This window comes from Cumulibacter soli (assembly GCF_004382795.1).
In the GTDB taxonomy this organism is placed as follows: Bacteria; Actinomycetota; Actinomycetes; order Mycobacteriales; family Antricoccaceae; genus Cumulibacter; species Cumulibacter soli.
The window spans coordinates 270,725-296,534 of the sequence record NZ_SMSG01000003.1; the positions used below are offsets into that span (position 1 = coordinate 270,725).

Here is a 25,810-nt window from a genome sequence, read left to right on the forward strand (position 1 = left end):
AGTTCGGCCCAACCTCGGTTGGTCTTCCCGTGGACGTCCCGACGAGATTCGCATCAAAAACTTGTCGGTGGCATAAGTGAGGCTTTGGCTCATGATTACTTCGACTGCAACGCCCTCGCGTACTTCGACGCGCCGCGTGAAGCCCCTGACGATTACGCCGTTCGGTCGGCCCCAGATAGATGGTCCGAGCGGCCGGCGCCAGCAGCCGTCGCAACCGACTATTGGTGCGTCCGCGTTGCGTGATGCGCGCGCGGACCTGGGCATGTTCGAGGAGCGTGCTCGCGAGCAGGTCCCCGTACGGCGGCTGATCGGTGAGCAGTTGGATCCGATCGTGCCGGCGGTCGTGTCCGAGCCGCCGCGGCGCGCAGATCGGCGCGCTCGGAGCATGGTGGATCCGGTGAGTGAGCGGCGCGCGGTAGTCGCTGCGCCGGTGCGCGGAGTCAGTAATCGCCCGCGCCGACTGAGTCTGACCCTGCGCGGGCGAGTGACGGTCGTCGGTCTATTGGTCGGCGTGGTCGCAGGGTGCTCGGCGTTGACGCTCGGTCTGTCCGAGCAGCCGCGCCCTGCCGAATCCACGCAGGTCGTCGCCCGCAGTGGAGAGACGATCGAGTTGGTCGCCGAGCGCGTAGCTGACGGCCGTGACGTGGGCGACGTCGCCGAGTCGATCCGCGCGGCGAACGGACTGGCTATCGATGACGCCGTGCAGGCCGGCGATGTGTTGGTCGTTCCTGGCTCCTGACATCGCCGTCCGCGCATCCGTCGAAATTCCCCCGCGTTTCTGGTTGCGGCGCATTGTGATCCGTCCTAGTCTTGACCACAACATCTAGTAGTTACACGCTTGTGGTTCGTCCACAGGTTGTGCACGAGATGCTCACAGGTCATCCACCGGCTGTCCACAGGCGGACGGTGGGTTATGCCCAAGGAATCCACAAGACGCTCGTACTCGGCGGAGGACAACATGCGCTGCCCATACTGCAGGTGCTCCGAATCGAGAGTTGTTGACTCTCGCGAGGTCGACGATGGTCAGTCCATTCGCCGTCGACGTTCCTGTCAGGAATGCAGTCGGCGATTCACCACTGTCGAAGAGACCGTATTGGCGGTCACGAAGCGTAGTGGCGTGAGCGAACCGTTCAGCCGTGACAAGGTCGTACGAGGTGTCCGGCGGGCATGCCAGGGTCGTCCGGTGAGCGAAGACGCCTTGGCCCTACTTGCGCAGCAAGTGGAGGAGACCGTGCGATCGAGCGGTGCCGCTGAGATACCGAGCCACGAGGTGGGTCTCGCGATTCTGCGCCCCCTACGCGAGCTTGATCCGGTGGCGTACCTGCGGTTCGCCAGCGTCTATCGATCTTTTGAATCCGTCGCCGACTTCGAGCGCGAGATTGAGTTGCTGCGCGCCGAGGCCACCGAGCCCGATCCGTCACAAAACCTAGATATCTCTTCGTGAGTAACGCGTCATCCGACCCACTTCTATCCCATCAACGTCATCAGCACGGCGCACTGACAGTCACAGCGCGAGAGAGGACACCGGCCATCATGACCGACATCGCCCAGCCCATCCGCAGCACGGAGCCTAGTGAGCCGCGTTATCCGCACGACGGTCTACGCGTCGAGCGGGTCTACACCACCGAGGGGGTGCACCCTTACGATGAGGTCGTCTGGCAGCGCCGTGACGTAGTGATGACCAACTGGCGCGACGGCTCGATCAACTTCGAACAGCGCGGTGTGGAGTTCCCCGAATCGTGGAGCATCAACGCGACGAACATCGTCACCACGAAGTACTTTCGTGGCGCGGTCGGTACCGATAGCCGGGAACACAGCTTGCGTCAGCTTATTGACCGGGTAGTCAATAAGTACCGCGAGGCTGGCGAGCTCAACGGCTACTTCGCGAGCCCCGCTGACGCGCAGATCTTCGGTGAGGAACTCACCTGGATGTTGTTGCACCAAGTGTTTTCCTTCAACTCGCCGGTGTGGTTCAACGTTGGTACGGCTGCTCCGCAGCAGGTGTCGGCGTGCTTCATCCTGTCCGTCGACGACACGATGGACTCGATCTTGAACTGGTACCGCGAAGAAGGACTCATCTTCAAGGGGGGTTCCGGCGCTGGTCTGAACCTGTCGCGGATCCGATCCAGCAAGGAACTGTTGTCCTCCGGTGGAGAGGCATCCGGACCGGTGTCGTTCATGCGTGGTGCCGATGCGAGCGCTGGCACGATCAAGTCCGGCGGCGCGACCCGTCGCGCGGCCAAGATGGTCGTGCTCGACGTTGACCATCCAGACGTCGAGGAGTTCATCGATACGAAGATGAACGAGGAGCGCAAGATCCGTGCGCTGCGTGACGCGGGGTTCGATATGGACCTCGGTGGCAAGGACATCGTGTCGGTGCAGTACCAGAACGCGAATAACTCGGTGCGCGTGAACGACGAGTTCATGAAGGCATACGAGGCCGGCACCGAGTTCGGACTGCGCGCCCGGCAGACAGGTGAGGTCATCGAGACCGTTGACGCCAAGTCTCTGTTCCGCAAGATGAGCGAAGCGGCGTGGGCCTGTGCTGATCCCGGCATTCAGTACGACACCACTATTAACGACTGGCACACCAATCCCGAGTCGGGCCGCATCACGGCCTCGAACCCGTGCTCGGAATACATGTCTCTGGATAACTCGTCCTGCAACTTGGCGTCGCTGAACTTGATGAAGTTCCGCGAAAGCGACGGCAGCTTTGATTCCGCGAAGTTCGTCAAGGCCGTCGAGTTGATCATCACCGCGATGGACATTTCCATTTGCTTCGCGGACTTCCCGACTGAGCCGATCGGGGTCACCACGCGGGCATATCGCCAGCTCGGTATCGGGTACGCCAACCTGGGCGCCTTGCTGATGAGCAATGGCCTTGGCTACGACAGTGATGGTGGCCGCGCGCTGGCGGCGTCGATCACGTCCCTGATGACGGGTACGGCCTACCGCCGCTCGGCCGAATTGGCCGGGATCGTTGGGCCGTACGAAGGGTACGCACGCAACGCCGATGCCCACGCCCGCGTAATGCGTAAGCATGCGGCCGCCAACGACGCGATGCGGCCTATGCACGCCGCCGACACCGCGGTGACGCGTGAGGCCGAGCGCCAGTGGCAACTGTGCTTGGAGTTGGGCAAGGAGAACGGCTGGCGCAATGCGCAGGCCTCGGTTATCGCGCCCACCGGCACCATCGGATTCATGATGGATTGTGACACCACCGGCATCGAACCGGACTTCTCGTTGTTGAAGTTCAAGAAGTTGGTCGGTGGTGGCTCGATGCAGATCGTGAACCAGACCGTGCCGATGGCGCTGGCGACGCTCGGGTACCAGCAGGAACAGTCCGAAGCGATCGTTGAGTACATCGCCGAACGCGGCCACGTGATCGACGCGCCCGGATTGAAGCCGGAGCACTACGAGGTGTTCGATTGCGCGGTCGGTGAGCGGGCGATTTCGCCGATGGGCCACGTGCGGATGATGGCCGCGACCCAGGCCTTCATTTCGGGGGCCATTTCCAAGACCGTGAACATGCCGGAATCGGCGACGGTCGAGGAGATCGAGGATATCTACTACCAGGGTTGGCGTCTCGGTCTGAAGGCGCTGGCGATCTACCGTGACAACTGCAAGGTCGGTCAGCCACTGTCCACGAAGAAGTCCGATGATGCCGCCGCCGACAGCGAGGCAGTTACCGTCGAGCAGCGCCCGGTGCGCAAGCGCATGCCGAAGCAGCGGCCGAGTGTGACGACCTCCTTCAGCGTCGCCGGCGCCGAGGGCTATCTGACGGCCGGGTCGTACCCGGAGGACAGCGAACTCGGCGAAGTGTTCCTGAACCTCGGTAAGCAGGGGTCGACGCTGTCCGGGATCATGGACGCTTTCTCCGTAGCGGTCTCGATTGCGCTGCAGTACGGCGTTCCGCTGGAAACGTTTGTTCGGAAGTTCACGAACATGCGTTTCGAGCCCGCAGGTATGACCGACGATCCGGACATCCGCATCGCGGCCTCGGTGGTCGACTACGTTTTCCGGCGTCTTGCGTTGGACTACTTGCCGACTGAGAAGCGTGAGGAGTTGGGCATTTTCTCCGCTGCCGAGCGCGCTGCGCAGGTGGAAGCGAGCTACTCGTCACCCGTCGTGCAGACTGCTACCGACGATGAGGCATCTGAGATTTCATCGATGTCGACCTCGGTAGCGGTCGAGGCGCCACGCGTCGAGCAGGCTGCTGAGTCCGCAACGGTTGACGAAGCACATTCGTCTGCAGAGCTCATGGATCTACTGCTGCAGGGCAAGGGTGCGGATGCGCCACTGTGCATGTCCTGTGGCACGAAGATGCGGCCTGCAGGTTCCTGCTACGTGTGTGAAGGATGTGGCAGCACCTCCGGGTGCAGCTAGGTTGGAGTGATACGAGGCCCCGATTCCAGTGGTATCTGGAATCGGGGCCTCGTAGGCTCGGCAATCGATTATGACGACTGTTTAACGAACCGTTCTAGTTCATCTAGCGCGTCGTTCCACAGTTCGTAAAGGCTGCGCTCTTGGCCGCGATCGTCACGGACACCTTCGAGGGTGAAGGTGAGTTCTGTGGAGTCTCCGTTCGCCTCGAGTTCTACGGTTACCACTGGGAAATTCTTCTCGGAGTCTTCTGGGTTGCCCCAGCTGAACTGAAGTCGCCGCGGCTCCTGGATGTCCAGGAAAGTTCCCGCCGTGGGAAACGTCCCCCGGGTCGGCACGACGAGCGTGTAGGCATAGGCGCCGCCGGTACGAAAATCTGACTTGATCGATTCCAACGGCGTGAATACACCCCGAGGATGCATCCAGGTGTGCAACGAACGCGCGTTGGTCCAAGCCCTCCACACGGCTTCGCGAGGGGCATTGATGGTGCGGGTGACTGTGAATTTGTCGTCGGGCCCAGCCATGTGTCCTGTCTCCTTGATGTCGTCGCACCATTATTAACCTTGAATTAGAGGTAGGCCCACAGCCGTTCTCCGTGTGTCACACGCGCGGGCAAATTTGCCCGCCGGACAGCCTGCTGCCATCCGTGCATGGGGAGCGGCGATCGACTAAGTGCGGCGACAACGTTGCCTTTGCGGCGACCGCGCATCACGCTCGGATCGCTGATGATCGCCATGTGCCCGTTGTGCCGCTCAGTCGGTCGCAATGCGAGCGCCTCGCGTGAATGTCTGAGGAGCTCCCGCGTCATCGGCAGCCCAGGACCATCGCCAATGTTGGCTAGATAGATTCCCGACGGTCGCATGACGCGCGCAACCTCGCGGGCAAACTCGGCGCCTCGAAGGTGCTGCGGCGTCTGGTCGGCATTGAAAGCGTCGCGCACGATCACATCAGCGGACGCTGTGGGCAGAGCTCGTAGGCCCTCGAGTGCATCAGCGGTGCGCAGGGCGAATCGCCGTGATGATCGTATTCCGAACTGCGTACGCATCAGGTCAATCAATGCAGCATCGAAATCGATAATCAATTGTCGAGATCCGGGGCGTCGGGTCGCCAGGTACACCGGCAGTGAGCACGCGGCGCCACCGAGGTGAACAAACTCCAAGTGCTCATCGGGGCGGACTTCGTCGAGCATGTCGGCGATCCAGCGCGTGTATTCGAACTCAAGATGCGTCGGGTCATCGAGGGCTACGTAGGACGCGAGCACGCCGTCGAGTTCGATCATCCAGCCGTTCGAGCGATCTGCGTCCATCGTGATGCGCACATCTGCATGGTCGGTACTGAATTGGCCGGGCGATGGTGATGCCGCTACGAAACGCAGCGCTCGGGCTCGATCGGCGGGCAACCACACCAACGGGCGGTGCGTGGAACGGCCGGACACGCAATACCTCGACTGACAAACTCGGACAGCCGCTGGGTGCTATCCACAGCTGCGGTGTGTTTCCACGCCTGAAGCGGCGTGCTTTCCGTCCCAGGATACGCGAGGCACGCTGACTGGCATGACCGCCTTCGAACCCGATGAACTAGCCGATTATGACCCCCACGAGATACCTCACGTCTTTGCCAGCGAGCCGGTCGCGGTAAGGGGGTTGACCGAGCTGCGCGCCTCGATTCCATATCTGCTGGGGTTCCGTCCCGAGCGGTCGCTGGTGGCGATCGGACTACAGCGCGATGGAACGGTCGTGATGACGGTACGTATCGACGCGCCGTGCACCGTCGCTCAAGCACGCACCGTGGTGAGTCACCTCGTCGAGGTGACGCGTCGTGGGGCGCCACATCGCCTGGTACTTGCGTACTGCGACGAATACGAGCAATCAGCCGATCCGAAGGAGCATGCGGCTGTGCACCGTTCGGCGCTGCGCGCCTATGAGACGGTACGGGACCTGGAACCGATTCTCTGCGCGGAGTTCTCGGCGTACGGCGTTCCCGTCGAATTCGTCTGGCCAGATCAACCGGGGATGCCTCGAGCGGAAGGTGGACCAACCCCGGCGATCGCGGTGGCGCACGTGATGAGCGGACGACGACTGCTGCGTAACCGCGGGGAGGTGGCGGCGCGCCTCGCCCCCGCCGCCGGTGACGCGCGGGCGCGCACTCGTAAACACACCGACGCCTTGCAACTCGTCCCGCACTCGCGAATCGAACTGGTCGCGATGGTCACCGACATCCTGGATCGCCACGGGACGGCTCGTGAGAATGGGTGCAGCCCAGCGGCACTCGAACCGTACGACGCCGCCGTATGTGCTCTTGCGATGCGGGATGTCTCCGCGCGCGACATCGTCATCACTCTGGTCGCGCAGGAGCCAGGGTGGCGGCATGAAGACTTATGGTGTCGAGTCAGCCAACTGGCGCCGACTGGCTATATCGCTCCGGTCGCCACGATGGCTGGTGTGTGTGCCTACCTCGGCGGTGACGGAGCGCTAGCCGGTTGCGCGTTTGATGTAGCGCTGCGTCATGAACCCGAGTATTCACTGGCGCAGATGATCGACGCCTCGTTGCGCGCCGGACTGCCGCCTCAGCAACTTCGGTCGATCTTGGCATCCACGTTCGACCCGGATCCGCCGAGTGCACGCGAGCTGGGTGGCGTGGACTAGTCGGTCGGCGCGACCAGCAGGTGCTCCGCGACAACCCGGGGGAACTGTGCGCCATTGATGACGAGTTGGTCGTCATCGCGCTCGACAGTAACCTCGACGCCCGAGCGAATTCCCGCCTCCGAGAGGCTCTCTAACAAACCGTCCTCGGCCTGCAGACCTTCTGTGATTCGTGCGATCTTCAGCTTCTGCACTCCGTCGCTAACCGCGCGCGAAAGCGGAATCACCGCGGTCGCGGCAGGGGAGCTCGCGCCGACATCGAGATCGGCAAGTCCGGGAACGGGATTGCCGTAGGGGGAGAAGCTGGGGTCACCGACCAGATCAACGATCCGCTTCTCGACGTCCGTCGAGATGACGTGCTCCCAGCGACAGGCCTCGGCATGCACCTTGTCCCACTCCAGACCGAGCACCTGCACCAGCAGGAGTTCGGCGAGGCGGTGCTTTCGCATGACCGAGATCGCGAGTTTGCGACCCTGCTCGGTCAACTCCAACTGGCGATCGTCCAAGACGTTCACCAGTCCGTCACGTTGCATCCGCGCCACCGTCTGGCTGACCGTCGGACCGCTTTGATGCAAGCGATCGACGATGCGTGCCCGCATCGGCACAGCACCCTCTTCCTCAAGCTCAAAGATGGTGCGCAGGTACATCTCAGTGGTGTCGATCAACTCGTTCACGCAATGCTCCCCAAGTCGTTGCTCTCATTCTATCCGGTTGCGAGATCGAAAGGCGTCGTACGCTGAAGACATGACGAGCCAGAACATGGCCCCTAGTGCGGTGCTCATCTCAGTCGATGAACTTGACGTTGCGACGCGGTCGGTGAACCCACCGGCCATCCTGGATGCGCAATGGGCCTTACAGGATCCGGGATTCGGTCTGCGTGCGTTCCGCAGCGGACACGTGCCCCGAGCACAGTTCTGCGACCTCGACACGATGCTGGCCGGTCCTGCCGTCGGACCTGGGGGCCGTCACCCATTGCCGGATCCTGATCTGCTTCAGGAGGATCTGCGGGCGCGCGGTGTGCGCGATGGCCAACGCGTCGTCGTTTATGACGGGGGCCTCGGATACAGCGCAGCGCGTGCGTGGTGGTTGCTGCGGTGGGCCGGCATCGCGGATGTGCGCATTCTCGACGGAGGACTCTCCTCGTGGATCGCCGAGGAACACGTCTCAGAAACGGGCCCGGCAGTGCGCGTGCCTGCTGGCGACGTCACGGTTAGGCCGGGGTCGCTACCGACCATCGATGCCGAAGACGTGGCGCGTCATCTCGCTGGTGGCGGACTGCTGCTGGACGCGAGGGCCCCGGAGAGATTCCGCGGCGAGGTGGAGCCAATCGATCCAGTAGCTGGGCACATCCCGGGTGCGCGGAACCTGCCGAGTTCAGCGCTGGTCGATCGCGACGACCGCTACCTACCGCCAGCGGAGATTCGTGCCCGACTCGCCGAAGTGACTGGGTTATCTGAGCTCGACGCGGTTCCGCTTGTGGCGTATTGCGGTTCGGGGGTAACGGCGGCGCACGTCGTCGCCGGGTTGCAGACGGCAGGGTTGACCGCAGTGCTGTACCCCGGCTCCTGGAGCGATTGGATCTCGGATCCAAACCGCAGCATCAGCGCCGAGGCCAGCGAGTAGTAGCGTTCGGGCCATGAGCGATTCGGTGGCGGTCATCTGGACCGATGAGTATCTGAAGTATGACCACGGTGGCGATCATCCGATGCACCCCGTACGGGTCGACCTGACCATGAAACTTGCCGAAACGCTCGGTGTGCTCGACGTGCCGAACTTATCGCTGCACGCACCGACCGCCGCGACCGAGGAGCAGTTGCGTCGGGTGCACACGGACCGGTATCTAGCCGCGGTGCGGGAGGCGCCGATCCAACCATGGGGGATCGGGCACGGGCTCGGCACGGACGACAACCCGATCTTTTGGGGAATGTACGAAGCCGCAGCGATGATCGCCGGCGGAACTCGGCTTGCTGCCGAACTCGTCTGGACGGGAGCCAAACAACACGCGGTGAATATCGGCGGGGGAATGCATCATGCCATGCCGTCGCACGCGTCTGGTTTCTGTGTCTTCAACGATGTTTCGGTCGCGATTTCCTGGCTACTGGACCATGGGGCGCAGCGCGTCGCCTACGTCGATGTGGATGTGCATCACGGGGACGGCGTGCAGGCGTCGTTCTACGACGATCCGCGCGTGATGACCCTGAGCATTCATGAGTCGCCGTTATCGCTGTGGCCACATACCGGCTTCGCGAGCGAAGTCGGCCGCGACGACGCCGCCGGGTCGGCGGTGAATCTAGCGCTGCCGCCTGGGTCGAGCGATCGTGAATGGCGTACGGCGTTCGAAGCTGTGGTCCCGAATGTGCTGCGACAGTTTCGCCCGGAGATCCTGGTGACCCAGTGCGGCTGCGATACCCACCATGAAGATCCACTGGCGGATCTATCGCTCACCGTCGATGGGCAGGCATCTATCTATGCTCGGCTGCATGAGCTCGCACATGAGTTGTGCGGCGGCAAATGGGTGGCGACCGGTGGTGGCGGATACGGACTGGTACGCGCTGTACCGCGGTCCTGGACCCACCTGATCGCCGAGGCCTCCGGAAGACCTATCCCCGCGAACACGCCGGTCCCGCAACGGTGGCGCGACATTCTCGCCGAGACGACTTTGCCTGGATTCATTGATCCGCGTAGCGGGTTCGCCACCGCCCCCTTGCTGATGGGCGAAGGAGCACCGATCGATTTCGATCAGTGGCAAGGGGGTATGTCGGATGCGCCGTTGGACCGGGCCATCATGGCCACTCGCCACGCAATCTATCCGCTAGTTGGCTTGGATCCCGCGGATCCGAGAGACTAGGCGGAACTAGGTCGACCACAACGCACCGGTGAGGCAGTGATGAGCAGCATCGAACCAGAAGACATGACGGCGCCGCACGGATTGCATGACCCGAACCTCGCAGGGGAATTCGACTACCCGAGGCACTGGGAAGCCGATGTGATCGCCTCCGACGGCGGAACCGTGCATGTTCGGCCGATCACTCCCGCGGATGCCGATGACCTGGTTCGGATGCACGCGCGCACATCCGATCGAACCCGCTACCTGCGCTTCTTCGGGCCGTATCCGCGGATTCCGGACCGCGACCTCGCCCGGTTTACCAAAGTCGACTATCACGACCGAGTCGCGCTGATCGTGATCGTCGGTGACGACCTGATCGCGGTAGGACGCTACGACCGTTATCCCGATAGCGACACCGCCGAGGTCGCTTTCCTGGTTGAGGATGCACATCAGGGCCGCGGCCTCGGTCCGATGCTGCTGGAACATCTCGCGGCCGCAGCCCGAGAGAACGGCATCAAGCGGTTCGCCGCTGAAGTGCTGGCCGAGAACGGGCGGATGGTGCGCACGTTTATCGATGCCGGGTACTCGCCAAGCCGCTCCTACGAGGAAGGTGTGGTCCAACTCGAGTTCCCGATCCAGCCGACCGAAACTACCCAGGCGGTGATGTATTCACGCGAGCAGCGGGCGGAGGCCCGCTCGCTGGAGCGCCTGCTGACCGCGAAGTCGGTCGCCGTGATCGGCGCCTCGAATGACAAGTCGAAACTCGGGTACAGCGTGATGCGCAACGTGCTTGATTTCGGTCTAGATGGTCCGATCTACCCGGTGAACCCGTCGGCAGCGCATGTCGTCGGCGTTCCAGCCTATCGATCGGTGCTCGATATCCCGAACGACATCGACCTGGCGCTGCTCGCGGTCCCCGCGAGCCAGGTCGAAGGGGTCGTCGAGGAATGCGGTCGGAAGAAGGTCCGCGGCCTGGTCGTGATCTCGGGCGGGTTCAGTGAACGTGATGAGCATGGCCGAACCGAACAGCAAAAATTGGTCGAAACCGCGCGCGCGTATGGCATGCGAGTCGTCGGTCCGAACTGCCTGGGCGTGGTGAACACTCGCCCGGACGTCCACCTGAACGCGACCATCTCTCCCTTCGTGCCGCCGCGTGGCCGCGTCGGCTTCTTCTGCCAGTCCGGTGCGCTGGGCGTCGCGATTCTCGCGGATGCCGCCCGTCGAGGCCTGGGCATGTCCACGTTCGTGTCGGCAGGTAACCGCGCGGACGTCTCGGGTAACGACCTGCTACAGTACTGGGCTACCGACGACGACACCGAAGTCATTTTGCTCAACCTCGAGACGTTCGGTAACCCGCGCAAGTTTGCCCGACTCACCCGCGAGATCGGACGGATCAAGCCGATCGTGGCGGTGAAGTCGGGGCGTCACTCCGGTGTGAAGGCCGGCCTGCAGCACACTCACCCGATTGCGGACCATCTTGTGCAGGCGTTGTTCGAGTCCTCGGGCGTGTTACGGGTCGAAACCCTGATGCAAAGCTTTGACCTGGCCATGTTGTTCGCCCACCAGCCCTTACCGCAGGGCAACCGCGTGGCCGTCGTGGGTAACTCGTCGGCATTGGGCGTGCTGGTCCAGGATGCGTGCCTGGCGAACGGTCTCGATATAGCTGACGGGTACCCGGTGGACATTGGGCCAGAGGGCGGCGTCGATGCGTTCGAGGCCGAGCTGCGGCGGGCGAGCGCCGACGATCGGGTGGATTCCCTGGTCGCCGTGTTCGTACCGCCGGTGGTGACCGACGCACGCCCGTACGCCGAGGCACTGGCGCGTGTGAGCCGCGACGGGTCTAAGCCGGTCGTGACGACCTTCCAAGGAATGAGCGGCATCCCCAAGGGTCTTCAGTGGATCGGCCCGGACGGAGTCGTCGAGCGCGGATCCGTGCCGGCGTACGAAACTCCGGAACGAGGGGTGCTGGCGCTCGCCAGGGCTACCGCCTATCACGCCTGGCGGCAGAAGCCGACTGGAGACTTTCCCGATCCGGAGGGTATCGATGCGAATTCCGCCGCCACCACGATCTACCGCGTGCTGGAAGTTGAGCCACAGGGCCGGCAACTGACCGATGCGGAAACTCAGGAACTGTTGGCGGCGTACGGCGTGACCTACGGTCAGGTGGATGACGCCTCGCCGTCGGATGGTGTGGCGGTATCGATCGGTCTTGCCGATGACCCCTCGTTCGGCGCCCTATTGAGTTTCGGACTCAGCGGCCTGGCGTTAGAGGTATTCGAGGATGTCGCGTACCGTGCGCTGCCGCTGGCCGATATCGATATCGACGAACTGATCCGTGCTCCCCGAGCATTCCCCTTGTTGTGTGGATACCGCGGGGGTGAGCCGGTGAATCTGTCGGCGCTACACGATCTGATAGCCCGTATCGCGACCCTCTCCGAGCACAACCCGGAGGTGCGCAGCCTCACCTTGGAGCCGGTGATCGCCACACCGCGCGGCGTGATCGTGACGCGGGCCAGCGTGAATGTAGGACCGCCGGTGAACCTGGGGCCACGCCGCCTGGCGCCGGCGATCTGATTCGGTAGTCGCGCAGCAAAGAAATCTGGGGCCATGCCGCGTGGCGCCGGCGATCTGATTCGGTAGTCGCGCAGCGAAGAAATCTGGGGCCATGCCGCGTGGCGCCGGCGATCTGATTCGGTAGCCGCGCAGCAAAGAACGGGATCGCCGACAGCAAAAAAGGGACCGCCGAGCGGGTAACTCGGCGGTCCGCTTTCAGCGCAGAGGCGTGATTAGGAGAGGTATTCGCGCAACCCACCGGAGCGTTCTGGCGTGCGCAACTTGGCCATCGTCTGGCGTTCGATCTGGCGCACACGCTCGCGGGACATTCCGAATTCCTTACCGATCTGCTCCAACGTGTACGGCTTCTGCCCGTCGAGTCCGAAACGCCGCGAGACTAATGCCTTCTCGCGATCATCGAGCCCGGCAACGACCTTGCGCACGTCCTGGCGCATCATGTCGAAGCTGACCACGTCTTCGGCGTCGGGGGAATCGGTGTCCTCGATGAAATCTCCGAGTGCCGCATCCTCATCGGTGCCCACGGTCTGATCCAGGCTCATCACGTCCCGGCTGTGCTCCAGGAGTTGGGTGACCTTCTCCGGCGTGAGGTCCAACTCTTCGGCGATTGCCTCGATAGTGGGATCCTGGCCAAGTTCCTGATGCATCCGGCGGCGGGTACGGATGACCCGGTTGACCTGCTCGGCCAAGTGCACGGGCAGACGGATCGAGCGTCCCGAATCGGCCATCGCACGAGAGATTGCCTGGCGAATCCACCAGGTGGCGTACGTGGAGAACTTGAACCCCTTGGCGTAGTCGAACTTCTCAACAGCGCGGACCAGGCCGAGGTTTCCTTCCTGAATGAGATCCAGGAACGACAATCCGTGTCCGGTGTAGCGCTTGGCGACCGAAACTACGAGCCGTAGGTTGGCCTCGAGCAGGTGGGCCTTGGCGGCCTGCCCGTCGCGGGCGACCTCTTGTAATGCTCTTCGCTTCTTTTCACCGAAGCGGCGACGGCGATCGGCGAGCAGTTGCTCGGCGTACAGCCCGGCTTCGATCCGTCGGGCCAGGTCGACCTCCTGTTCGGCGGTGAGTAACTTCACCTTGCCGATAGAGGTCAGGTACACGCGCACCAGGTCGGTTGACGCCAGCGTTTCGTGAGACTGGTCGAGGTCCGTCTCGGTGTTGTCTTTATTGGGGTTCGTCGTGGTAACAGACATTCAGCACCTTCCGATCGCGCCGACCGCTCGCGACAGGGATCGCGTCGCAAAACGGTTGTACTAGTGCAACGCGCCAGGGCGATTTTTGTTCCGCCGTTGAGTAATCCAGGGTGTGGATCACCTTTGTTAAGTGCGAGTGTTAAATGTGCGTACCGACCCAGTCCCGGATGACTACGCGCACATCCTGACGTCGGCCGGTGTTATAGCGCGCCATCGATACAGCCTGCTCGGCGCCGTCATTGCGGTGTACGGCGACAATTCCGGTGCCGATGTGTGCGATACCGCGTTCGCTGAACCCGTTGATCCAGTCGCGTTGCTCCACTGGATCCTCGGACCACAACTCCACGTATTGCCGTACCGGTACGACGGCACGTTCAAGGAGCAACACCGAGCAGTTCTCGATATCTGCGAACCCTGTCGCGAGGCGTTCGAGCGGATCATCGCCACCGGTGGAGTACTCCCAGTTCGTCAGATACACCGCGAGTCCACCGGGACGCAGTAGCGCGGCGAAATCGGTGCCTAGGGTGGCGTGACCAGTTCCGTCGGCACTGTCGCGAAAGATGGTGTGCCCGCTGGGTCGCCCCAGAATGAAGGGCGGATTGCACACGACGAGGTCGAACCTCTCGTGGATCTGGTCGGCGAAGTCACTAGCGAGCGTCTGCACCCCAGGTTGAGCATTGAGCGCGGCAGTCAGTTCGGTGAACGCGAGCGCTCGTGGGTTGATATCCGATGCGACACAGTCTGCGTCGTGGAGTGAGGCGAGGTGGGTGATCACGGCGCCGGCGCCGCTGCCTACTTCCAGAACGCGGCGATAGTTACCCTCCGGAATTGCGGCCAGCAGGGTCGCCGAGGCCTCGCCGGGACCGCTGACGGCGTCAGGGTCATCGTCGTACCAGCCGAAGTCGCTGGCGACCCACCGCAATTCGCCGCCGACCTCCGCGGCGACGATGCATACCGATCCGCGCAACCACGGCTCGTCCTCGCCGACGTCGACAGCGATCAAGAGTTCTGTGCGCACGGCGTGTGTCACCACATCCTCGCCGAGGACCTGCCGCAACTGCGCGGCAGGCACTGGTTCACCACGGGAGAAAACGCTCCACAGCGGACGCATCGCCGCAGGGTCCGTGGTCGCGGAATGTAGTGCGGCCCCGAGTGCGGACCCGATGTCGCGGCGAGCTTCGGCGGCGATGGGGTCGAGGGGTTCAAGGATCGCCAGACGCTGCATGTGTTTTAGACTAGGACCCCTAGCCCATGTCAGGAGACAGCGTGCGGAAACGTACTCGACCGCACCTCGTTACGGGGGCGCCGATCAGCCGTGAGGTGGAGTTTCGCTCACGGCAGCGACGCTATATCTTGACGATGGCAGCGCGCGTGGTGCTGCTGATTGTCGCTGCCGCGGTGGCCCGCTACAGCATGATCGCGGCTATCGTAATCGGCTTACTCAGCGCGGTATTGCCATGGATCGCCGTGGTCATGGCAAACGATGGCCCTCCGAAATCGTCGAAGTACTACCGAGGTGTGACGCCTGTCGGGCAGCGGGAGCGGGCGCTGGAATCATCTAGCGGCGATAATGGGGAACCGACGATCGTGGCCGAGTCGGTCATCATCGATGAGCAAGGCGCGCGGATGCGCCCCGAGGACGAGCGAGGCAAGCATGAGCAGCAGTGACCTTCTGGAGCGCCCGGAACTCAAGGACGCCGACACCTCGAAGGACGATGAGGTATTTCATTACGTCCGCAAGAACCAGATCGCCGAGAGTGCGGTTATGGGCAACATGGTGGTTGCTTTGTGCGGTGAGACGTTCCCGGTGACGAAGACGCCGAAGCCCGGCTCTCCGGTGTGTAAAGACTGCAAAGAGATCTACAACAGCCTTCCGAAAGGCAAGAAGTAGCGACCGAGACTGTTCTCACGCGCGGCCTCCCGACACCTGTCGTGGAGGTCGCGTTCATGTGCGCCGCGAGGCGCTAGGTTGGCAACCGACCAAGAGTCAGGCAATCAGAACGATAGGGGCGCGATGCGGGCAGTCGAGGGACAGCAGGGCGCGAACGGCGGATACCGACCGCCTACCTCGGACACCCCACTGCGCGGATGGCAGCGCAAAGCGCTGAACCGATACCTGATGACTCGTTCCGAGGACTTCATGCTGGTGGCCACGCCAGGGGCAGGTAAGACCACTTTCGCTTTGCGGGTCGCCCGTGAATTGTTGGATGTCGGCACGATTAGCCAGGTCATCGTGATTGCGCCCACCGAACATCTGAAAGTGCAGTGGGCAAAGGCCGCCGAGCGGATCGGTATCCGGATTGACCCGAAGTTCAGTGGCAGTGCCGGTCGGACCTCTAGCGACTACGCCGGTGTCGCGGCGACGTACGCCGGTGTCGCCGGAGCGATCGACACGTTCGCGACCCGTACCAAGAGTCGCGAAACCCTGGTCATTCTCGACGAAGTGCATCACGCGGGCGATGCAAAGTCCTGGGGCTCGGCCATCCGTGCCGCGTTCAGCCATGCGACGCGGCGGCTGATGTTGACCGGAACACCGTTCCGCTCCGACGACACGCCCATTCCCTTCGTGACGTACGAGACGATCGCCGGCGGTATGAAGAAATCCGTGGCCGACTTCTCGTACGGCTACGGCGATGCGCTCACCGACCGAGTGGTACGCCCGGTGCTGTTCATGTCGTATAGCGGCGAAGCGCGCTGGCGAACCCGGGCCGGTGACGAGATGACGATGCGTCTGGGCGAGGTAGCGCTCAAGGAGCACACTCAGCGCGCCTGGCGTACCGCGCTCGATCCCGAAGGTGACTGGATCCCGGCGGTGCTGAAGGCAGCCCACGGCCGGTTACGGCAGTTGCGTGAATCCAGCGCCCCGGATGCCGGTGGTCTCGTGATAGCCAGCGACCAACAGGATGCCCGCGCGTACGCCGAACTTCTGGAACATATGACCGGCGTGCGACCCACGTTGGTGCTCTCGGACGAGAGCGGATCCTCGGCCCAGATCGCCCAGTTCACCCAGTCCCGCGACGAATGGATCGTGGCGGTCCGGATGGTCAGCGAAGGCGTCGATGTGCCGCGATTGGGCGTGCTGGTGTACGCGACGAACACGAGCACGGCGATGTTCTTTGCGCAGGCGGTTGGCCGTGTAATCCGAGCGCGTGCGAGCGGCGAGTCCGCGACAGTATTTCTGCCGTCCGTCCCGCGGTTGCGCGCGCTCGCGCACGATATGGAGACGACGCGCGACCACGTCCTGGGTGCGCCCAAGTATGCAGACGAATGGGACGACCTCCCGGCGGACGAGCCGGCCGCCGCTACGGACACCGACCAGGACGATCGCGAGTCGTCGTACGAGCGCCTGGGCGCCTCGGCTGACTTCGAGGACGTCATCTTCGACGGTAACGCGTGGGGCAGTCAGGCCGAGCTCGACGATGAACAGGAGTTCCTCGGCATTCCCGGGCTGCTCGAACCGGATCAGGTCACGATGTTGCTACGTGATCGCCAGCAGCGGCAGGTGACTCGTCGCAGCGAACCGCAACCGGAGCCAGTGCCCGCAGCGCCGCAATCGCATCACGATGTGCTCGCCACGCTGCGCAAGGAACTCACCAGCCTGGTGTCCCTGCGGTACGCGCGCACTGGGCGTAAGCACGCCCTCATCCATGCTGAGCTGCGCCGAGTGTGTGGTGGCCCACCGACGCCACTAGCGACCGCCGAGCAGTTGCAAGCGCGGATCGACTATCTCCGCCAGAACCGGAGCTGAGATCGGGCACGTCGAACTACGGATATTGCCGCTGTTGACTTGAGCTGCCGAGGCCCGCTGCATCACGCACCATGTGAAAGGCGCAGCGGCGATCCCGTACAGGATCGCCGCTGCGCCGTTTCGGTATGTGAGTTAATCAGGTGAGCGCGATGTCCTTGGCCTTCAGGGCGCTGCCATACTCGCGGGCGTGGTGCCCGCAGAACAGCAACTCAAGACCATTCGCGAGCACAGCGCGGTTGGTCGCGCGAGCACCGCAACGGTCGCAACGGTCCGTCGCCTTCAGCTCGGTCTGGGTATCGGTCACGTCGGTGTATGTTGCGTTCATCGCTCGCTCCTTACGTCGGCGCGCCGAGAGCCACTTGGCTTCAGCGCGTTGGCGCTCACTCTATGCGGTTCACCCCCGTGAAGGTGGGATCCTCGGGCGATCTTTGTTTCGCCTATGGAGAACAACGACTATGACGACGTTTGCATTCCTCTGGTTCTGTCCGCTGTGGGCGAACCACCCGACGAGTCGTCCCGGGCGCGCGCCACGCGCGCAGGGGCGATGAGCCGTCGTCGCGGTGCCGATCGGCAGCGACCGGCCCCGCCGGTAATCCGCCCGACACAGGTACCGATCGACGCGCTGGAAGAGGCGACGCTGAGTGCGGACGCAGCGATTTCCCGGGCCAGAATCACCGGGCTCACTGGTGACGTGGTCGCGCCCGGATCGGAAATCGAACACAGTTCGATGAGCGATCTGCGGTTGGACGTCCTTGAGTTTTCTGGGGCGAGGCTCGTCGATGTGCTCATCCAGGAAGCGCAGATCACGGCGCTGAACGCCTCGGGTGCCACGTTGCGCCGCTCGGCGGTCATCGGCGGGCGGATTGGTGTCCTGGACCTCAGCGATGCCGACGTGTCCGGCGTTGAGGTACGTGGAGCGAGGATTGATTATCTGCGGCTGGACGGTGCTCGCGTGCGTGACCTGCTGATCGTGGACTGCACTGTCGGGACGATGGACCTGCCGGAGGCCGATATCCACCGCGGTGCCGTCGTCAGCAGCAGCCTCGGCGAAATTGACACGCGTCGGCTTCGTGCGGTCGATCTTGACCTGCGGGGGAGCGGAACGCCCGCCATCACCGATATCACTGCGTTGCGCGGCGCGACGCTCACCGAGTTCCACCTTCGGGTCCTGCTGCCCGCGATAGCGGCGCACCTCGGCATCGACATAGCAGAAGATCCCGCTCCATAAGGAGCGGGATCTTCAGCGGTAGAACACAGACTCGCTAGTCCAGGTAGTCGCGTAGGACTTGGGAACGCGACGGGTGGCGCAGTTTGCTCATCGTTTTGGATTCGATCTGCCGGATCCGCTCGCGGGTCACGCCGTACACCTGACCGATTTCATCGAGGGTGCGTGGCTGCCCGTCAGTGAGTCCGAACCGTAGCCGGACGACGCCTGCCTCGCGCTCGGAGAGCGTCTGCAGCACCGACTGCAACTGATCCTGCAACAGGGTGAATGACACCGCGTCGACCGCGACGACGGCTTCGGAGTCCTCGATGAAGTCACCGAGCTGACTGTCGCCCTCGTCGCCGATGGTCTGGTCGAGCGAGATCGGCTCCCGCGCGTACTGCTGGATCTCCAGCACCTTCTCGGGCGTGATGTCCATTTCCTTGGCGAGTTCTTCAGGAGTCGGCTCGCGGCCTAGGTCCTGCAGCAACTCGCGCTGGATACGGCCCAACTTGTTGATGACCTCAACCATGTGGACCGGGATGCGGATGGTGCGGGCCTGATCGGCCATCGCGCGGGTGATCGCCTGGCGAATCCACCACGTCGCGTACGTCGAGAACTTGTAGCCCTTGGTGTAGTCGAACTTCTCGACCGCACGGATCAGGCCAAGGTTGCCTTCTTGAATGAGGTCGAGAAAGGCCATCCCGCGGCCCGTGTAACGCTTGGCCAACGACACCACGAGTCGGAGGTTAGCCTCGAGCAGGTGGTTCTTGGCGCGTTCGCCGTCGCGCACGATCCAATTCAGATCACGGCGCATCTGCGTGGTGATCTTTTCCTTCTGCTCTTCGATCTGCCGCTTACGCTCTACGGCGTACAGTCCGGCCTCGATTCGCTTGGCGAGGTCGACTTCTTCCTCGGCGTTCAGCAAGGCGACCTTGCCGATCTGCTTGAGATAGGCGCGAACTGAATCGGCGGAGGCAGTTAGCTCGGCGTCTTTACGAGCCTGCTTGAGCGCCTCGGACTCCTCTTCTTCCTCGTCATCGTCGTCCTGCGCGTCCGCCGACTCAATGGTCTTTACCTCGACCTTGTCCGACTGCGGGTCGTCCTGCTCGGGAGCGTCTGATTCGGCGGCGGCACCGGCGGACTTGGCCGTTGATTTCTTCGCCGCCGTCTTCTTCGCTGCGGTCTTCTTCGCCGGACCCTTCTTGGCAGGTGCCTTCTTCGTTACCGTAGCCGTTGCGGATGCGGCGGTCTTCTTCGCGACTGCAGCTACCGCCCGAGTGCTCGTCTCTCTCGCGCCGCTCTCCTGAGAGCCAACTGAAGTTGAATGCACGCGGTTCCTTTCGCAGCGTGAGCGTCAGGAGCTCACGGTGTGTGAGCACACCAATAGAGAACTACCTGGTCTGGATCGGCCGTAGGTCTTGACGGCCAGCGTCTGTTCCATTGTAACCGCGCTCCGAAATAACCCGGTCGCCAAGGGGACCGATCTGAGCGGTCGGTGGCGCCGAGAACCGCGTCACGTGGGCGATCGCGGTATCGATGCGGCTATGTTGATAGGTTCTCGCGCGCCGCGTACGCGGCACCGACGATGCCCGCGTTATTGAGCATGTGCGCGACCGCGACCGGGGTGCGGCACTCCAACAACGGCACCCATTTTTCCGCCTTCTTGCTGATCCCGCCACCAACGATGATCAGATCCGGCCACAGCCCGCGCTCAAGCACCTGGAGGTAGTGGCTGACCCGTGCGGCCCACTGCGGGTAACTGAGTCCCTTACGGTCCTTGACCGAACCTGCCGCGCGATGCTCGCCGTCCTTCCCGTCGACTTCGATGTGGCCGAGCTCAGTGTTGGGGACCAACACCCCATTGACGATCAGCGCCGAGCCGATTCCGGTGCCAAATGTCAGCATCAGGACGGTTCCGGCGACGCCGCGCCCGGCGCCGTAGCGCACCTCAGCGAGTCCGGCGGCGTCCGCATCGTTGAGCACTTCGGCGGGCATCGAAAGCCGCTCGGACATCAGCGCAGTGACGTCACTGCCGATCCAGGATTGATCGATATTGGCAGCGGTGCGCGCGACGCCGCGTTGAATCACCGACGGAACGGTGATGCCCACCTCGCCGTGATAGCCACTTTGCTCCACGATCTGTGCGACGACCTCCGCAACGTTTTGCGGAGTCGACTTCGTTGGCGTCGGGATCCGGATCCGTTCGGTCGTGAGCGTGCCGTCGGCGAGATTTACCAGCGCTCCTTTGATCCCCGTGCCACCGATGTCGATACCCAGTCCGAGGTGGGGACCTGCCGTCATGATGTCTCCCGTTGAGCCGATCCGAGGGGTGAGTCGCGCACACTTAGGATAGAGCCATGACCAGCCCCGATCGCACCGTCGCGACCGTCGACCTCGACCACCTCTGCTCGCTCGCGCGCACGCTCGGCCGCCAGGCCGCTGACCTCGTTAAGGCCGGTCGGACCGCGGCCGTGGTCGATATCGACACCAAGTCCGACCCGACTGATGTGGTCACCGCGATGGATCGCGCCTGCGAAGCGTTGCTGCGCGAACGACTAGCCGAGCTGCGACCTGGCGATGGCGTGCACGGGGAGGAGCACACGGAGTCCGAGGGCCGCACGGGCGTCCGGTGGATTATCGATCCCATCGACGGAACCGTGAACTACCTCTACGGACTCGAGAACTACTCGATTTCCATCGCAGTCGAGGTGGACGGCGACCTGGTCGTAGGTGTGGTTACCAAACCGGCGACCGGTGAACAGTTCCATGCGGTGCGCGGCGGTGGCGCCTTCCTCGACGATTGGCCGATCGGCTGTTCGGCCCCCACGGATCTGAGCTTGACACTGTTGGCGACCGGCTTCGGGTACCTTCCGTCCCGCCGCGCGGCTCAAGGCGCCGTGGTCGGCGCGCTGTTAGCGGAGGTACGCGATATTCGTCGGATGGGGTCGGCCGCGCTGGATCTGTGCAATGTGGCGGCCGGACGCGTCGATGCGTATTACGAGTGGGGCACCCATATTTGGGACTGGGCCGCCGGCGCGGTCATTTGCCGCGAGGCCGGCGTCGACGTCCGCCTACCGGAGGATGACGAGGGCCTCGTCGTTGCCTGCGCGCCATCGGTATCGAGCGCGCTGAACGACGCGATCCGCAGCCGAATCAAGCCCGAATGGCAGGTACCGCACTAGCGGCGACGTCCGTAACAGAGTTAACTGCCGTCATCGGCCGGCTGTTCACCGTCAGAGGGCTCCGGGGCGTCCCCGGAACCGTCCGCTCCCTCCTGGGAGGTGTCGGCCTCGGCGCCGTCAGATTCAGGACAACCGGCCTGGACTTTGCCTTCAGCGGCGACCAGTTTGTCGATCGTTTGGGTCGACTGGTTGGCGTCGGCGATACCGTTGTACGCAGTACCAGCGATCACATGGATCGTCCCGTCGGTGATGTGGTTGGAGCGGTCAACGTCGAAGTCGGGAAAGTTCGCCGCGACTAGATCTGCCTGGAATTCGCTGCCGGTTCCGTACTGGATAGTCCCAGCAGTGCTGTACGTGCCATCGTCGGCATTTCCGACCTCCGTGACAGTGAAACCACGGCCTGTCAGGTCGGCCTCGATCGACGCCGCCAACCCGGTCTGGTCGGTACCGTTGAGGACGACGACCTGAATCTTGCCGAGATCTTTCAGCTCCGCCAACTCTTCCTCAGAAGCGCTCTTGGTGCACGGTGCGGCCTGTTTCGCGACTTCTTCATCGTTCTTGCGAATAACCTGCCACCAGACGCCGACGGCCAGAACGGCTAGCACAATCAAGAAAATGAGCGGGGGAATAGGCCTACGACCGCCCGGGCGACGGGGTGCCTTGGACTCGCTCACTAGTTCTCCTGACTGATTGGCGCGCGCGTTCTGGTGCCGTCTTATTCTGCCCGCTCAGCGGGAACAAGTAGCGACCGACACGCGTTATCGCACCATGCGCTGGCGGACTGGGAATCGGTGGTGTACCCTCGCGCGGTCAGAGCCTGTTTCTGAAGCCGACCGGTGCCTGACCGACCCGCTCCGACTTCGCGACATGCTGTGACCTCGCGTAGCCAACACCGCGCCCCCACAACCACCAGGAGATGTCTCCCAGAAATGGCAACTGACTACGACGCCCCTCGACGCAACGAATCCGACGATCTCGGAGAAGATTCGCTCGAGGAGCTCAAAGCCCGCCGCGCTGAGAATCAGTCATCGTCAATCGATGTCGATGATTCCGATCTCGAGCCGGTCGAACTACCCGGCGCCGACTTGTCTGCCGAAGAGTTGACAGTCACCGTCGTCCCGAAGCAGTCCGACGAGTTCACTTGCAGCAGCTGCTTCCTCGTACAGCACCGCTCACGTCTCGCTGTCGAGAAGAAGAACCAGCTGATCTGCCGCGATTGCGCGGCATAACAGCCGAAGCTGCCGACCTACTCAGCCGCCGCTGTCGCACACGCGACGACGGCGGCTGAAAACTTCTCCGGGTGGCGGGTGCTGACCAGCGCGTACGGCGGTTCGTTGCCGACGCACACCACCTTGGACGCCGACTGGATCCACGGTCGCAGGAGAGTGACCGCGGCTGGGTCGCCGCCGACCCCCGCTGCTCGACGCGTATTGCGTTGATCGAGTTCTTCCACGCTAGCGACCTGGCGGCACGGCACCGAAAACTTACCGATGTGCACGAGGTCCGCAGTTACTTCGATCTTGGTAAGTCCCGCCGATGCGAGCAATGCAGAGACCAGCAAGACCGGAACGGAGAGCGTGATCGCCGGGTGGATCGGCAGGTACATCCACACCTGTAGTTCCAGCACCACCGTCATCACCAGGGCGCCCGCCCACCAGCCGATCGGCATGTAGAGGCGCTCGGAGTACGTCGGAGTATCGGTGGGCGATGATGCGGCGGACATTAGTCAAGGGTAGCCTCCGTCGGGTGTCCGAACTGCGAGTGCCAATCCGATTGCTTGATGAGCAGGCCACCCCGCCGAGCTACGCGCATTCTTCAGATGCGGGAGCTGACCTGTGCGTGCGCACCGACGTCACCCTGGCCCCAGGACAACGGGCGTTGGTCGGCACGGGAGTCGCGCTGGCGATTCCGGACGGGTTCGTAGGGCTCGTGCACCCACGCTCCGGACTCGCGCACCGCCATGGGCTGAGTATCGTGAACGCGCCGGGTGTCATCGATGCTGGCTACCGAGGCGAAATCATGCTCAACCTCATCAACACCGACCCCGTGCACGCCGTAACCTTGAAGCAGGGGGAGCGAGCCGCCCAACTGCTGGTGCAGCGGGTGGAACGAGTTCGCTTCGAGGTTGTCGATGCACTCGACGACACGGACCGCGCAGAGGCCGGTCACGGCTCGACCGGCCGCTGACCACCACGACAGGAGCACCTTGGCGAAAATGTTCGGACGTCGAAACAAGATCGACCGCGCGTTGCGTGAACGTGGCGTTCCGCCCGAGGTCGCCGCACAAGAGTCCGTTGCTGACGAGGTGACCGATGGGCCGTACGACATCGTCGACGCGCCTGGCGATCTCGGGTCCTACATGGACTTTGGCGCGCTCAAAATCAAGGTCACCCCAGGGTTCGAAGTCCGCCTGGAAATGGCGAAGTCTGGCGAGTTGAACGGAGTGTCGTTATTGCGCGCCGGCACGATCATGCAACTCGGTGTCTTCGCTGCGCCGCGCTCGGGCGGCGCATGGGAGATGATCCGTGGTGACATCGTCGGCGAGATCGAACGCAGCGGCGGTGAGGTGAGTGAACGCGAGGACGAGTTCGGTCCGACGCTGATCGCGACGCTGAAGACACCGAATGGGAAGCAAGCCGCGCGGTTTATCGGAGTCGATGGCCCGCGGTGGTTCCTGCGCGCGTTGATCGCCGGAGGCGTTGCCCATGACGATGAGGCGTGTGCGCCGTTCCTCGACGTGTTTCGTGGCATTGTCGTCGATCGCGGTACCGACCCGAAGCCGGTGCGCGAGCCCATCACGTTGCGCTTGCCTGCCGCACTCGCTGCCCAGGTCGAGCAGGCGTCCGCTGATGCGCGGGCCAAGGCTGTTGCACAGGCCCAGGCCGCGGCACAGGCCAGGGCCGCCGCGCAGAACACCGGACAGAAGACCGGTCAGCAGGCTGGTGACACATGACGAGTTCGCTATCGACCGATTCGCGGCACAACGCGAAATCGCGTTCGTTCATCGCAAAGTTGTTGCGGCGGATCACCAGCGACGACGATGAACTTGACGCGGAAGTCCTGGCGCTCAACAGTGCACGGCAGGGCGCCTGCTCCTGCTCGCGAGCCGAGCCCGGGGAGCGGGTGCTCGCCGCAGGCCGGCTGCGATCGGTCATCTATACCCCGAGTGAGAACGCGCCCGCGTTGACCGCCGAGCTGTACGACGGCAGCGGCGCTCTGCAACTGGTGTGGTTGGGCCGGCGCCGGATCCCGGGAATCGAGCCCGGGCGCTCGGTGAAGGTCCAGGGTCGGGTCGCGCTGCGTGACGGTGAGCGGACGATTTATAACCCGTGGTACGAACTGCAGCGCGGATGACAACCGAGGACACCGTGCCCGCAGCGAACGGGCCGGCAGAAGACCCAACCATCCGGGACATGGTGCTGGAATCCCTCGGCGGATGGCGCGGCTTTGCTGATGCCGCACTGCCATCTTTGGCGTTCATTATCGCCAACGCAATCGGTGGCCTGAACCCGGCAATCTGGGCGGGCGTCGCCGCCGGTGTGTTGGTGTTCGGGATCCGGCTGGTTACCCGGAAAGGGCTGCAGCAGGCGTTCTCGGGACTGATCGGGCTAGCGATCTGCATTTTCATCGCCAAGCAGACCGGTGAGGCGAAGGACTTCTTCCTGTTCGGGATCATCCGCTCGGGGGTCGTTGCGCTGGCGTTGCTGGTGACTATCGCGCTGCGTCGACCGTTGGCGGGCTACGTGTGGAATTTCTTCAGCCCCATTGATGGGTCCTGGCGCCAGAACAACTACTTGGTCCGAATTTTCGGTTGGCTCACCGCAGCCTGGGCCGGCGCTTTCGTACTGCGTTTCATCATCGAAGGCTGGCTCTACCTGTCCGATAGCACGTCCGGGCTGGGGGCTGTACGCATCGCGATGGGTTACCCACTCACCGCGGTCCTCGTCGTGATGACCTATCTCATTGCGTCCAAGGCGACCGGTCAGAAGGGCCTGCCCAAGCTCAGTGCGCTCGCCAACCGATCGGCTGCTGGCCGTAAGGAACGGTAACG

General features: G+C 63.3%; 27 protein-coding genes. 17 read left to right on the top strand and 10 right to left on the bottom strand.

The genetic code is table 11. From position 1 onward, the window contains the following. Positions 1-136 precede the first annotated feature (136 nt). From E1H16_RS08060 to E1H16_RS08070, 3 genes are all read left to right on the top strand, one after another. Positions 137-739, top strand: coding sequence for a hypothetical protein (locus tag E1H16_RS08060; RefSeq protein WP_134323185.1), 603 nt, complete (start codon positions 137-139; stop codon positions 737-739). A gap of 219 nt (positions 740-958) precedes the next feature. Next, the gene (nrdR, locus tag E1H16_RS08065; protein ID WP_134323529.1) at positions 959-1,444 is read left to right on the top strand and encodes a transcriptional regulator NrdR; all 486 of its coding nucleotides are present in this window, start codon (positions 959-961) and stop codon (positions 1,442-1,444) included. An 89-nt stretch (positions 1,445-1,533) separates the two neighbouring features. Further along, positions 1,534-4,386, top strand: coding sequence for a vitamin B12-dependent ribonucleotide reductase (locus tag E1H16_RS08070; RefSeq protein ID WP_134323186.1), 2,853 nt, complete (start codon positions 1,534-1,536; stop codon positions 4,384-4,386). A gap of 68 nt (positions 4,387-4,454) precedes the next feature. Here E1H16_RS08070 and E1H16_RS08075 read toward each other — a convergent pair whose 3' ends face one another. Together E1H16_RS08075 and E1H16_RS08080 are read right to left on the bottom strand one after the other, a co-directional pair. Further along, entirely contained in the window at positions 4,455-4,907 is a 453-nt protein-coding gene (locus E1H16_RS08075; RefSeq protein WP_134323187.1) for an SRPBCC family protein, read from the bottom strand. Between the two features lie 44 nt (positions 4,908-4,951). Further along, positions 4,952-5,701: a spermidine synthase gene (locus tag E1H16_RS08080; protein ID WP_134323188.1), complete on the bottom strand. Its 750-nt coding sequence runs from the start codon at positions 5,699-5,701 to the stop codon at positions 4,952-4,954. Between the two features lie 235 nt (positions 5,702-5,936). On the opposite strand from E1H16_RS08080, the gene E1H16_RS08085 reads away from it, so the two are divergent. Next, positions 5,937-7,028: a DUF4192 domain-containing protein gene (locus tag E1H16_RS08085; RefSeq protein WP_134323189.1), complete on the top strand. Its 1,092-nt coding sequence runs from the start codon at positions 5,937-5,939 to the stop codon at positions 7,026-7,028. Here the strand turns inward: E1H16_RS08085 and E1H16_RS18910 are convergent. Then, entirely contained in the window at positions 7,025-7,699 is a 675-nt protein-coding gene (locus E1H16_RS18910; protein ID WP_134323190.1) for an iron-dependent transcriptional repressor DtxR, read from the bottom strand. The genes E1H16_RS08085 and E1H16_RS18910 overlap by 4 nt on opposite strands. Positions 7,700-7,769: 70 nt before the next feature. On the opposite strand from E1H16_RS18910, the gene E1H16_RS08095 reads away from it, so the two are divergent. The 3 genes from E1H16_RS08095 to E1H16_RS08105 are packed head-to-tail and all read left to right on the top strand — an operon-like array spanning position 7,770 to position 12,426. Further along, entirely contained in the window at positions 7,770-8,648 is an 879-nt protein-coding gene (locus E1H16_RS08095) for a sulfurtransferase (RefSeq protein WP_134323191.1), read from the top strand. 13 nt (positions 8,649-8,661) lie between these two features. Further along, a complete protein-coding gene (locus E1H16_RS08100) occupies positions 8,662-9,873 on the top strand; it encodes an acetoin utilization protein AcuC (RefSeq protein ID WP_134323192.1) in 1,212 nt (403 codons plus the stop codon). Positions 9,874-9,912: 39 nt separating this feature from the next. Then, complete coding sequence (locus E1H16_RS08105; protein WP_243837787.1) at positions 9,913-12,426, top strand: bifunctional acetate--CoA ligase family protein/GNAT family N-acetyltransferase; 2,514 nt, start codon at positions 9,913-9,915, stop codon at positions 12,424-12,426. A 212-nt stretch (positions 12,427-12,638) separates the two neighbouring features. Here the strand turns inward: E1H16_RS08105 and sigB are convergent, their stop codons facing one another. Together sigB and E1H16_RS08115 are read right to left on the bottom strand one after the other, a co-directional pair. Then, entirely contained in the window at positions 12,639-13,622 is a 984-nt protein-coding gene (gene sigB, locus E1H16_RS08110; RefSeq protein ID WP_134323193.1) for an RNA polymerase sigma factor SigB, read from the bottom strand. A gap of 139 nt (positions 13,623-13,761) precedes the next feature. After that, positions 13,762-14,847, bottom strand: coding sequence for a methyltransferase (locus E1H16_RS08115; protein ID WP_134323194.1), 1,086 nt, complete (start codon positions 14,845-14,847; stop codon positions 13,762-13,764). Positions 14,848-14,873: 26 nt separating this feature from the next. On the opposite strand from E1H16_RS08115, the gene E1H16_RS08120 reads away from it, so the two are divergent. The 3 genes from E1H16_RS08120 (at position 14,874) to E1H16_RS08130 (ending at position 17,370) form a co-directional block, all read left to right on the top strand. Beyond that, on the top strand, positions 14,874-15,290 hold the full coding sequence (locus E1H16_RS08120; protein ID WP_134323195.1) for a DUF3099 domain-containing protein: 417 nt from the start codon (positions 14,874-14,876) through the stop codon (positions 15,288-15,290). After that, positions 15,277-15,513 carry a DUF3039 domain-containing protein gene (locus tag E1H16_RS08125; protein WP_134323196.1) on the top strand — a complete coding sequence of 79 codons (237 nt, stop codon included), beginning with the start codon at positions 15,277-15,279 and terminating at the stop codon, positions 15,511-15,513. The genes E1H16_RS08120 and E1H16_RS08125 overlap by 14 nt, the downstream gene beginning before the upstream one ends. Positions 15,514-15,636: 123 nt before the next feature. Beyond that, positions 15,637-17,370: a DEAD/DEAH box helicase gene (locus E1H16_RS08130; RefSeq protein WP_134323197.1), complete on the top strand. Its 1,734-nt coding sequence runs from the start codon at positions 15,637-15,639 to the stop codon at positions 17,368-17,370. Positions 17,371-17,506: 136 nt separating this feature from the next. Here the strand turns inward: E1H16_RS08130 and E1H16_RS08135 are convergent, their stop codons facing one another. After that, positions 17,507-17,695 carry a DUF7455 domain-containing protein gene (locus tag E1H16_RS08135; RefSeq protein ID WP_134323198.1) on the bottom strand — a complete coding sequence of 63 codons (189 nt, stop codon included), beginning with the start codon at positions 17,693-17,695 and terminating at the stop codon, positions 17,507-17,509. A gap of 219 nt (positions 17,696-17,914) precedes the next feature. Between E1H16_RS08135 and E1H16_RS08140 the strand changes: the two genes are divergently transcribed. Beyond that, complete coding sequence (locus tag E1H16_RS08140) at positions 17,915-18,598, top strand: pentapeptide repeat-containing protein (RefSeq protein ID WP_134323199.1); 684 nt, start codon at positions 17,915-17,917, stop codon at positions 18,596-18,598. 34 nt (positions 18,599-18,632) lie between these two features. Here the strand turns inward: E1H16_RS08140 and E1H16_RS08145 are convergent, their stop codons facing one another. After that, positions 18,633-19,907, bottom strand: coding sequence for an RNA polymerase sigma factor (locus E1H16_RS08145; RefSeq protein WP_134323200.1), 1,275 nt, complete (start codon positions 19,905-19,907; stop codon positions 18,633-18,635). A gap of 212 nt (positions 19,908-20,119) precedes the next feature. Further along, positions 20,120-20,878 carry a polyphosphate--glucose phosphotransferase gene (gene ppgK / locus E1H16_RS08150; protein ID WP_134323201.1) on the bottom strand — a complete coding sequence of 253 codons (759 nt, stop codon included), beginning with the start codon at positions 20,876-20,878 and terminating at the stop codon, positions 20,120-20,122. 56 nt (positions 20,879-20,934) lie between these two features. Here ppgK and E1H16_RS08155 point away from each other — a divergent pair, with 56 nt between their 5' ends. Further along, positions 20,935-21,759 carry an inositol monophosphatase family protein gene (locus E1H16_RS08155; RefSeq protein WP_134323202.1) on the top strand — a complete coding sequence of 275 codons (825 nt, stop codon included), beginning with the start codon at positions 20,935-20,937 and terminating at the stop codon, positions 21,757-21,759. A 20-nt stretch (positions 21,760-21,779) separates the two neighbouring features. Here the strand turns inward: E1H16_RS08155 and E1H16_RS08160 are convergent, their stop codons facing one another. Further along, positions 21,780-22,433, bottom strand: a complete 654-nt coding sequence (locus tag E1H16_RS08160; protein ID WP_166741672.1) for a LytR C-terminal domain-containing protein — start codon at positions 22,431-22,433, stop codon at positions 21,780-21,782. A gap of 255 nt (positions 22,434-22,688) precedes the next feature. Between E1H16_RS08160 and E1H16_RS08165 the strand changes: the two genes are divergently transcribed. Then, complete coding sequence (locus E1H16_RS08165) at positions 22,689-22,988, top strand: DUF4193 domain-containing protein (protein ID WP_134323204.1); 300 nt, start codon at positions 22,689-22,691, stop codon at positions 22,986-22,988. A 17-nt stretch (positions 22,989-23,005) separates the two neighbouring features. On the opposite strand, the gene E1H16_RS08170 is transcribed toward E1H16_RS08165, so the two are convergent. Continuing rightward, complete coding sequence (locus E1H16_RS08170; protein ID WP_134323205.1) at positions 23,006-23,482, bottom strand: DUF3093 domain-containing protein; 477 nt, start codon at positions 23,480-23,482, stop codon at positions 23,006-23,008. Between the two features lie 23 nt (positions 23,483-23,505). Between E1H16_RS08170 and dut the strand changes: the two genes are divergently transcribed. The 4 genes from dut to E1H16_RS08190 are packed head-to-tail and all read left to right on the top strand — an operon-like array spanning position 23,506 to position 25,808. Continuing rightward, positions 23,506-23,946 (top strand): dUTP diphosphatase, encoded by a 441-nt coding sequence (dut, locus tag E1H16_RS08175; RefSeq protein WP_243837788.1) that lies wholly within the window; start codon positions 23,506-23,508, stop codon positions 23,944-23,946. 28 nt (positions 23,947-23,974) lie between these two features. After that, positions 23,975-24,712, top strand: a complete 738-nt coding sequence (locus E1H16_RS08180; RefSeq protein ID WP_166741673.1) for a DUF3710 domain-containing protein — start codon at positions 23,975-23,977, stop codon at positions 24,710-24,712. Next, positions 24,709-25,113, top strand: coding sequence for an OB-fold nucleic acid binding domain-containing protein (locus E1H16_RS08185; protein ID WP_134323207.1), 405 nt, complete (start codon positions 24,709-24,711; stop codon positions 25,111-25,113). Before E1H16_RS08180 ends, E1H16_RS08185 begins: the two co-directional genes overlap by 4 nt. Further along, positions 25,110-25,808: a DUF3159 domain-containing protein gene (locus E1H16_RS08190; protein WP_134323208.1), complete on the top strand. Its 699-nt coding sequence runs from the start codon at positions 25,110-25,112 to the stop codon at positions 25,806-25,808. The genes E1H16_RS08185 and E1H16_RS08190 overlap by 4 nt, the downstream gene beginning before the upstream one ends. Positions 25,809-25,810 lie beyond the last annotated feature (2 nt).

Coding starts and splice junctions, on each gene's coding strand:
- nrdR (WP_134323529.1), top strand. CDS start 959: ATGCGCTGCCCATACTGCAGGTGCTCCGAATCGAGAGTTGTTGACTCT.
- E1H16_RS08070 (WP_134323186.1), top strand. CDS start 1,534: ATGACCGACATCGCCCAGCCCATCCGCAGCACGGAGCCTAGTGAGCCG.
- E1H16_RS08075 (WP_134323187.1), bottom strand. CDS start 4,907: ATGGCTGGGCCCGACGACAAATTCACAGTCACCCGCACCATCAATGCC.
- E1H16_RS08085 (WP_134323189.1), top strand. CDS start 5,937: ATGACCGCCTTCGAACCCGATGAACTAGCCGATTATGACCCCCACGAG.
- E1H16_RS08095 (WP_134323191.1), top strand. CDS start 7,770: ATGACGAGCCAGAACATGGCCCCTAGTGCGGTGCTCATCTCAGTCGAT.
- E1H16_RS08100 (WP_134323192.1), top strand. CDS start 8,662: ATGAGCGATTCGGTGGCGGTCATCTGGACCGATGAGTATCTGAAGTAT.
- E1H16_RS08105 (WP_243837787.1), top strand. CDS start 9,913: ATGAGCAGCATCGAACCAGAAGACATGACGGCGCCGCACGGATTGCAT.
- sigB (WP_134323193.1), bottom strand. CDS start 13,622: ATGTCTGTTACCACGACGAACCCCAATAAAGACAACACCGAGACGGAC.
- E1H16_RS08115 (WP_134323194.1), bottom strand. CDS start 14,847: ATGCAGCGTCTGGCGATCCTTGAACCCCTCGACCCCATCGCCGCCGAA.
- E1H16_RS08120 (WP_134323195.1), top strand. CDS start 14,874: ATGTCAGGAGACAGCGTGCGGAAACGTACTCGACCGCACCTCGTTACG.
- E1H16_RS08125 (WP_134323196.1), top strand. CDS start 15,277: ATGAGCAGCAGTGACCTTCTGGAGCGCCCGGAACTCAAGGACGCCGAC.
- E1H16_RS08130 (WP_134323197.1), top strand. CDS start 15,637: ATGCGGGCAGTCGAGGGACAGCAGGGCGCGAACGGCGGATACCGACCG.
- E1H16_RS08135 (WP_134323198.1), bottom strand. CDS start 17,695: ATGAACGCAACATACACCGACGTGACCGATACCCAGACCGAGCTGAAG.
- E1H16_RS08140 (WP_134323199.1), top strand. CDS start 17,915: ATGAGCCGTCGTCGCGGTGCCGATCGGCAGCGACCGGCCCCGCCGGTA.
- ppgK (WP_134323201.1), bottom strand. CDS start 20,878: ATGACGGCAGGTCCCCACCTCGGACTGGGTATCGACATCGGTGGCACG.
- E1H16_RS08155 (WP_134323202.1), top strand. CDS start 20,935: ATGACCAGCCCCGATCGCACCGTCGCGACCGTCGACCTCGACCACCTC.
- E1H16_RS08165 (WP_134323204.1), top strand. CDS start 22,689: ATGGCAACTGACTACGACGCCCCTCGACGCAACGAATCCGACGATCTC.
- E1H16_RS08170 (WP_134323205.1), bottom strand. CDS start 23,482: ATGTCCGCCGCATCATCGCCCACCGATACTCCGACGTACTCCGAGCGC.
- E1H16_RS08180 (WP_166741673.1), top strand. CDS start 23,975: ATGTTCGGACGTCGAAACAAGATCGACCGCGCGTTGCGTGAACGTGGC.
- E1H16_RS08185 (WP_134323207.1), top strand. CDS start 24,709: ATGACGAGTTCGCTATCGACCGATTCGCGGCACAACGCGAAATCGCGT.
- E1H16_RS08190 (WP_134323208.1), top strand. CDS start 25,110: ATGACAACCGAGGACACCGTGCCCGCAGCGAACGGGCCGGCAGAAGAC.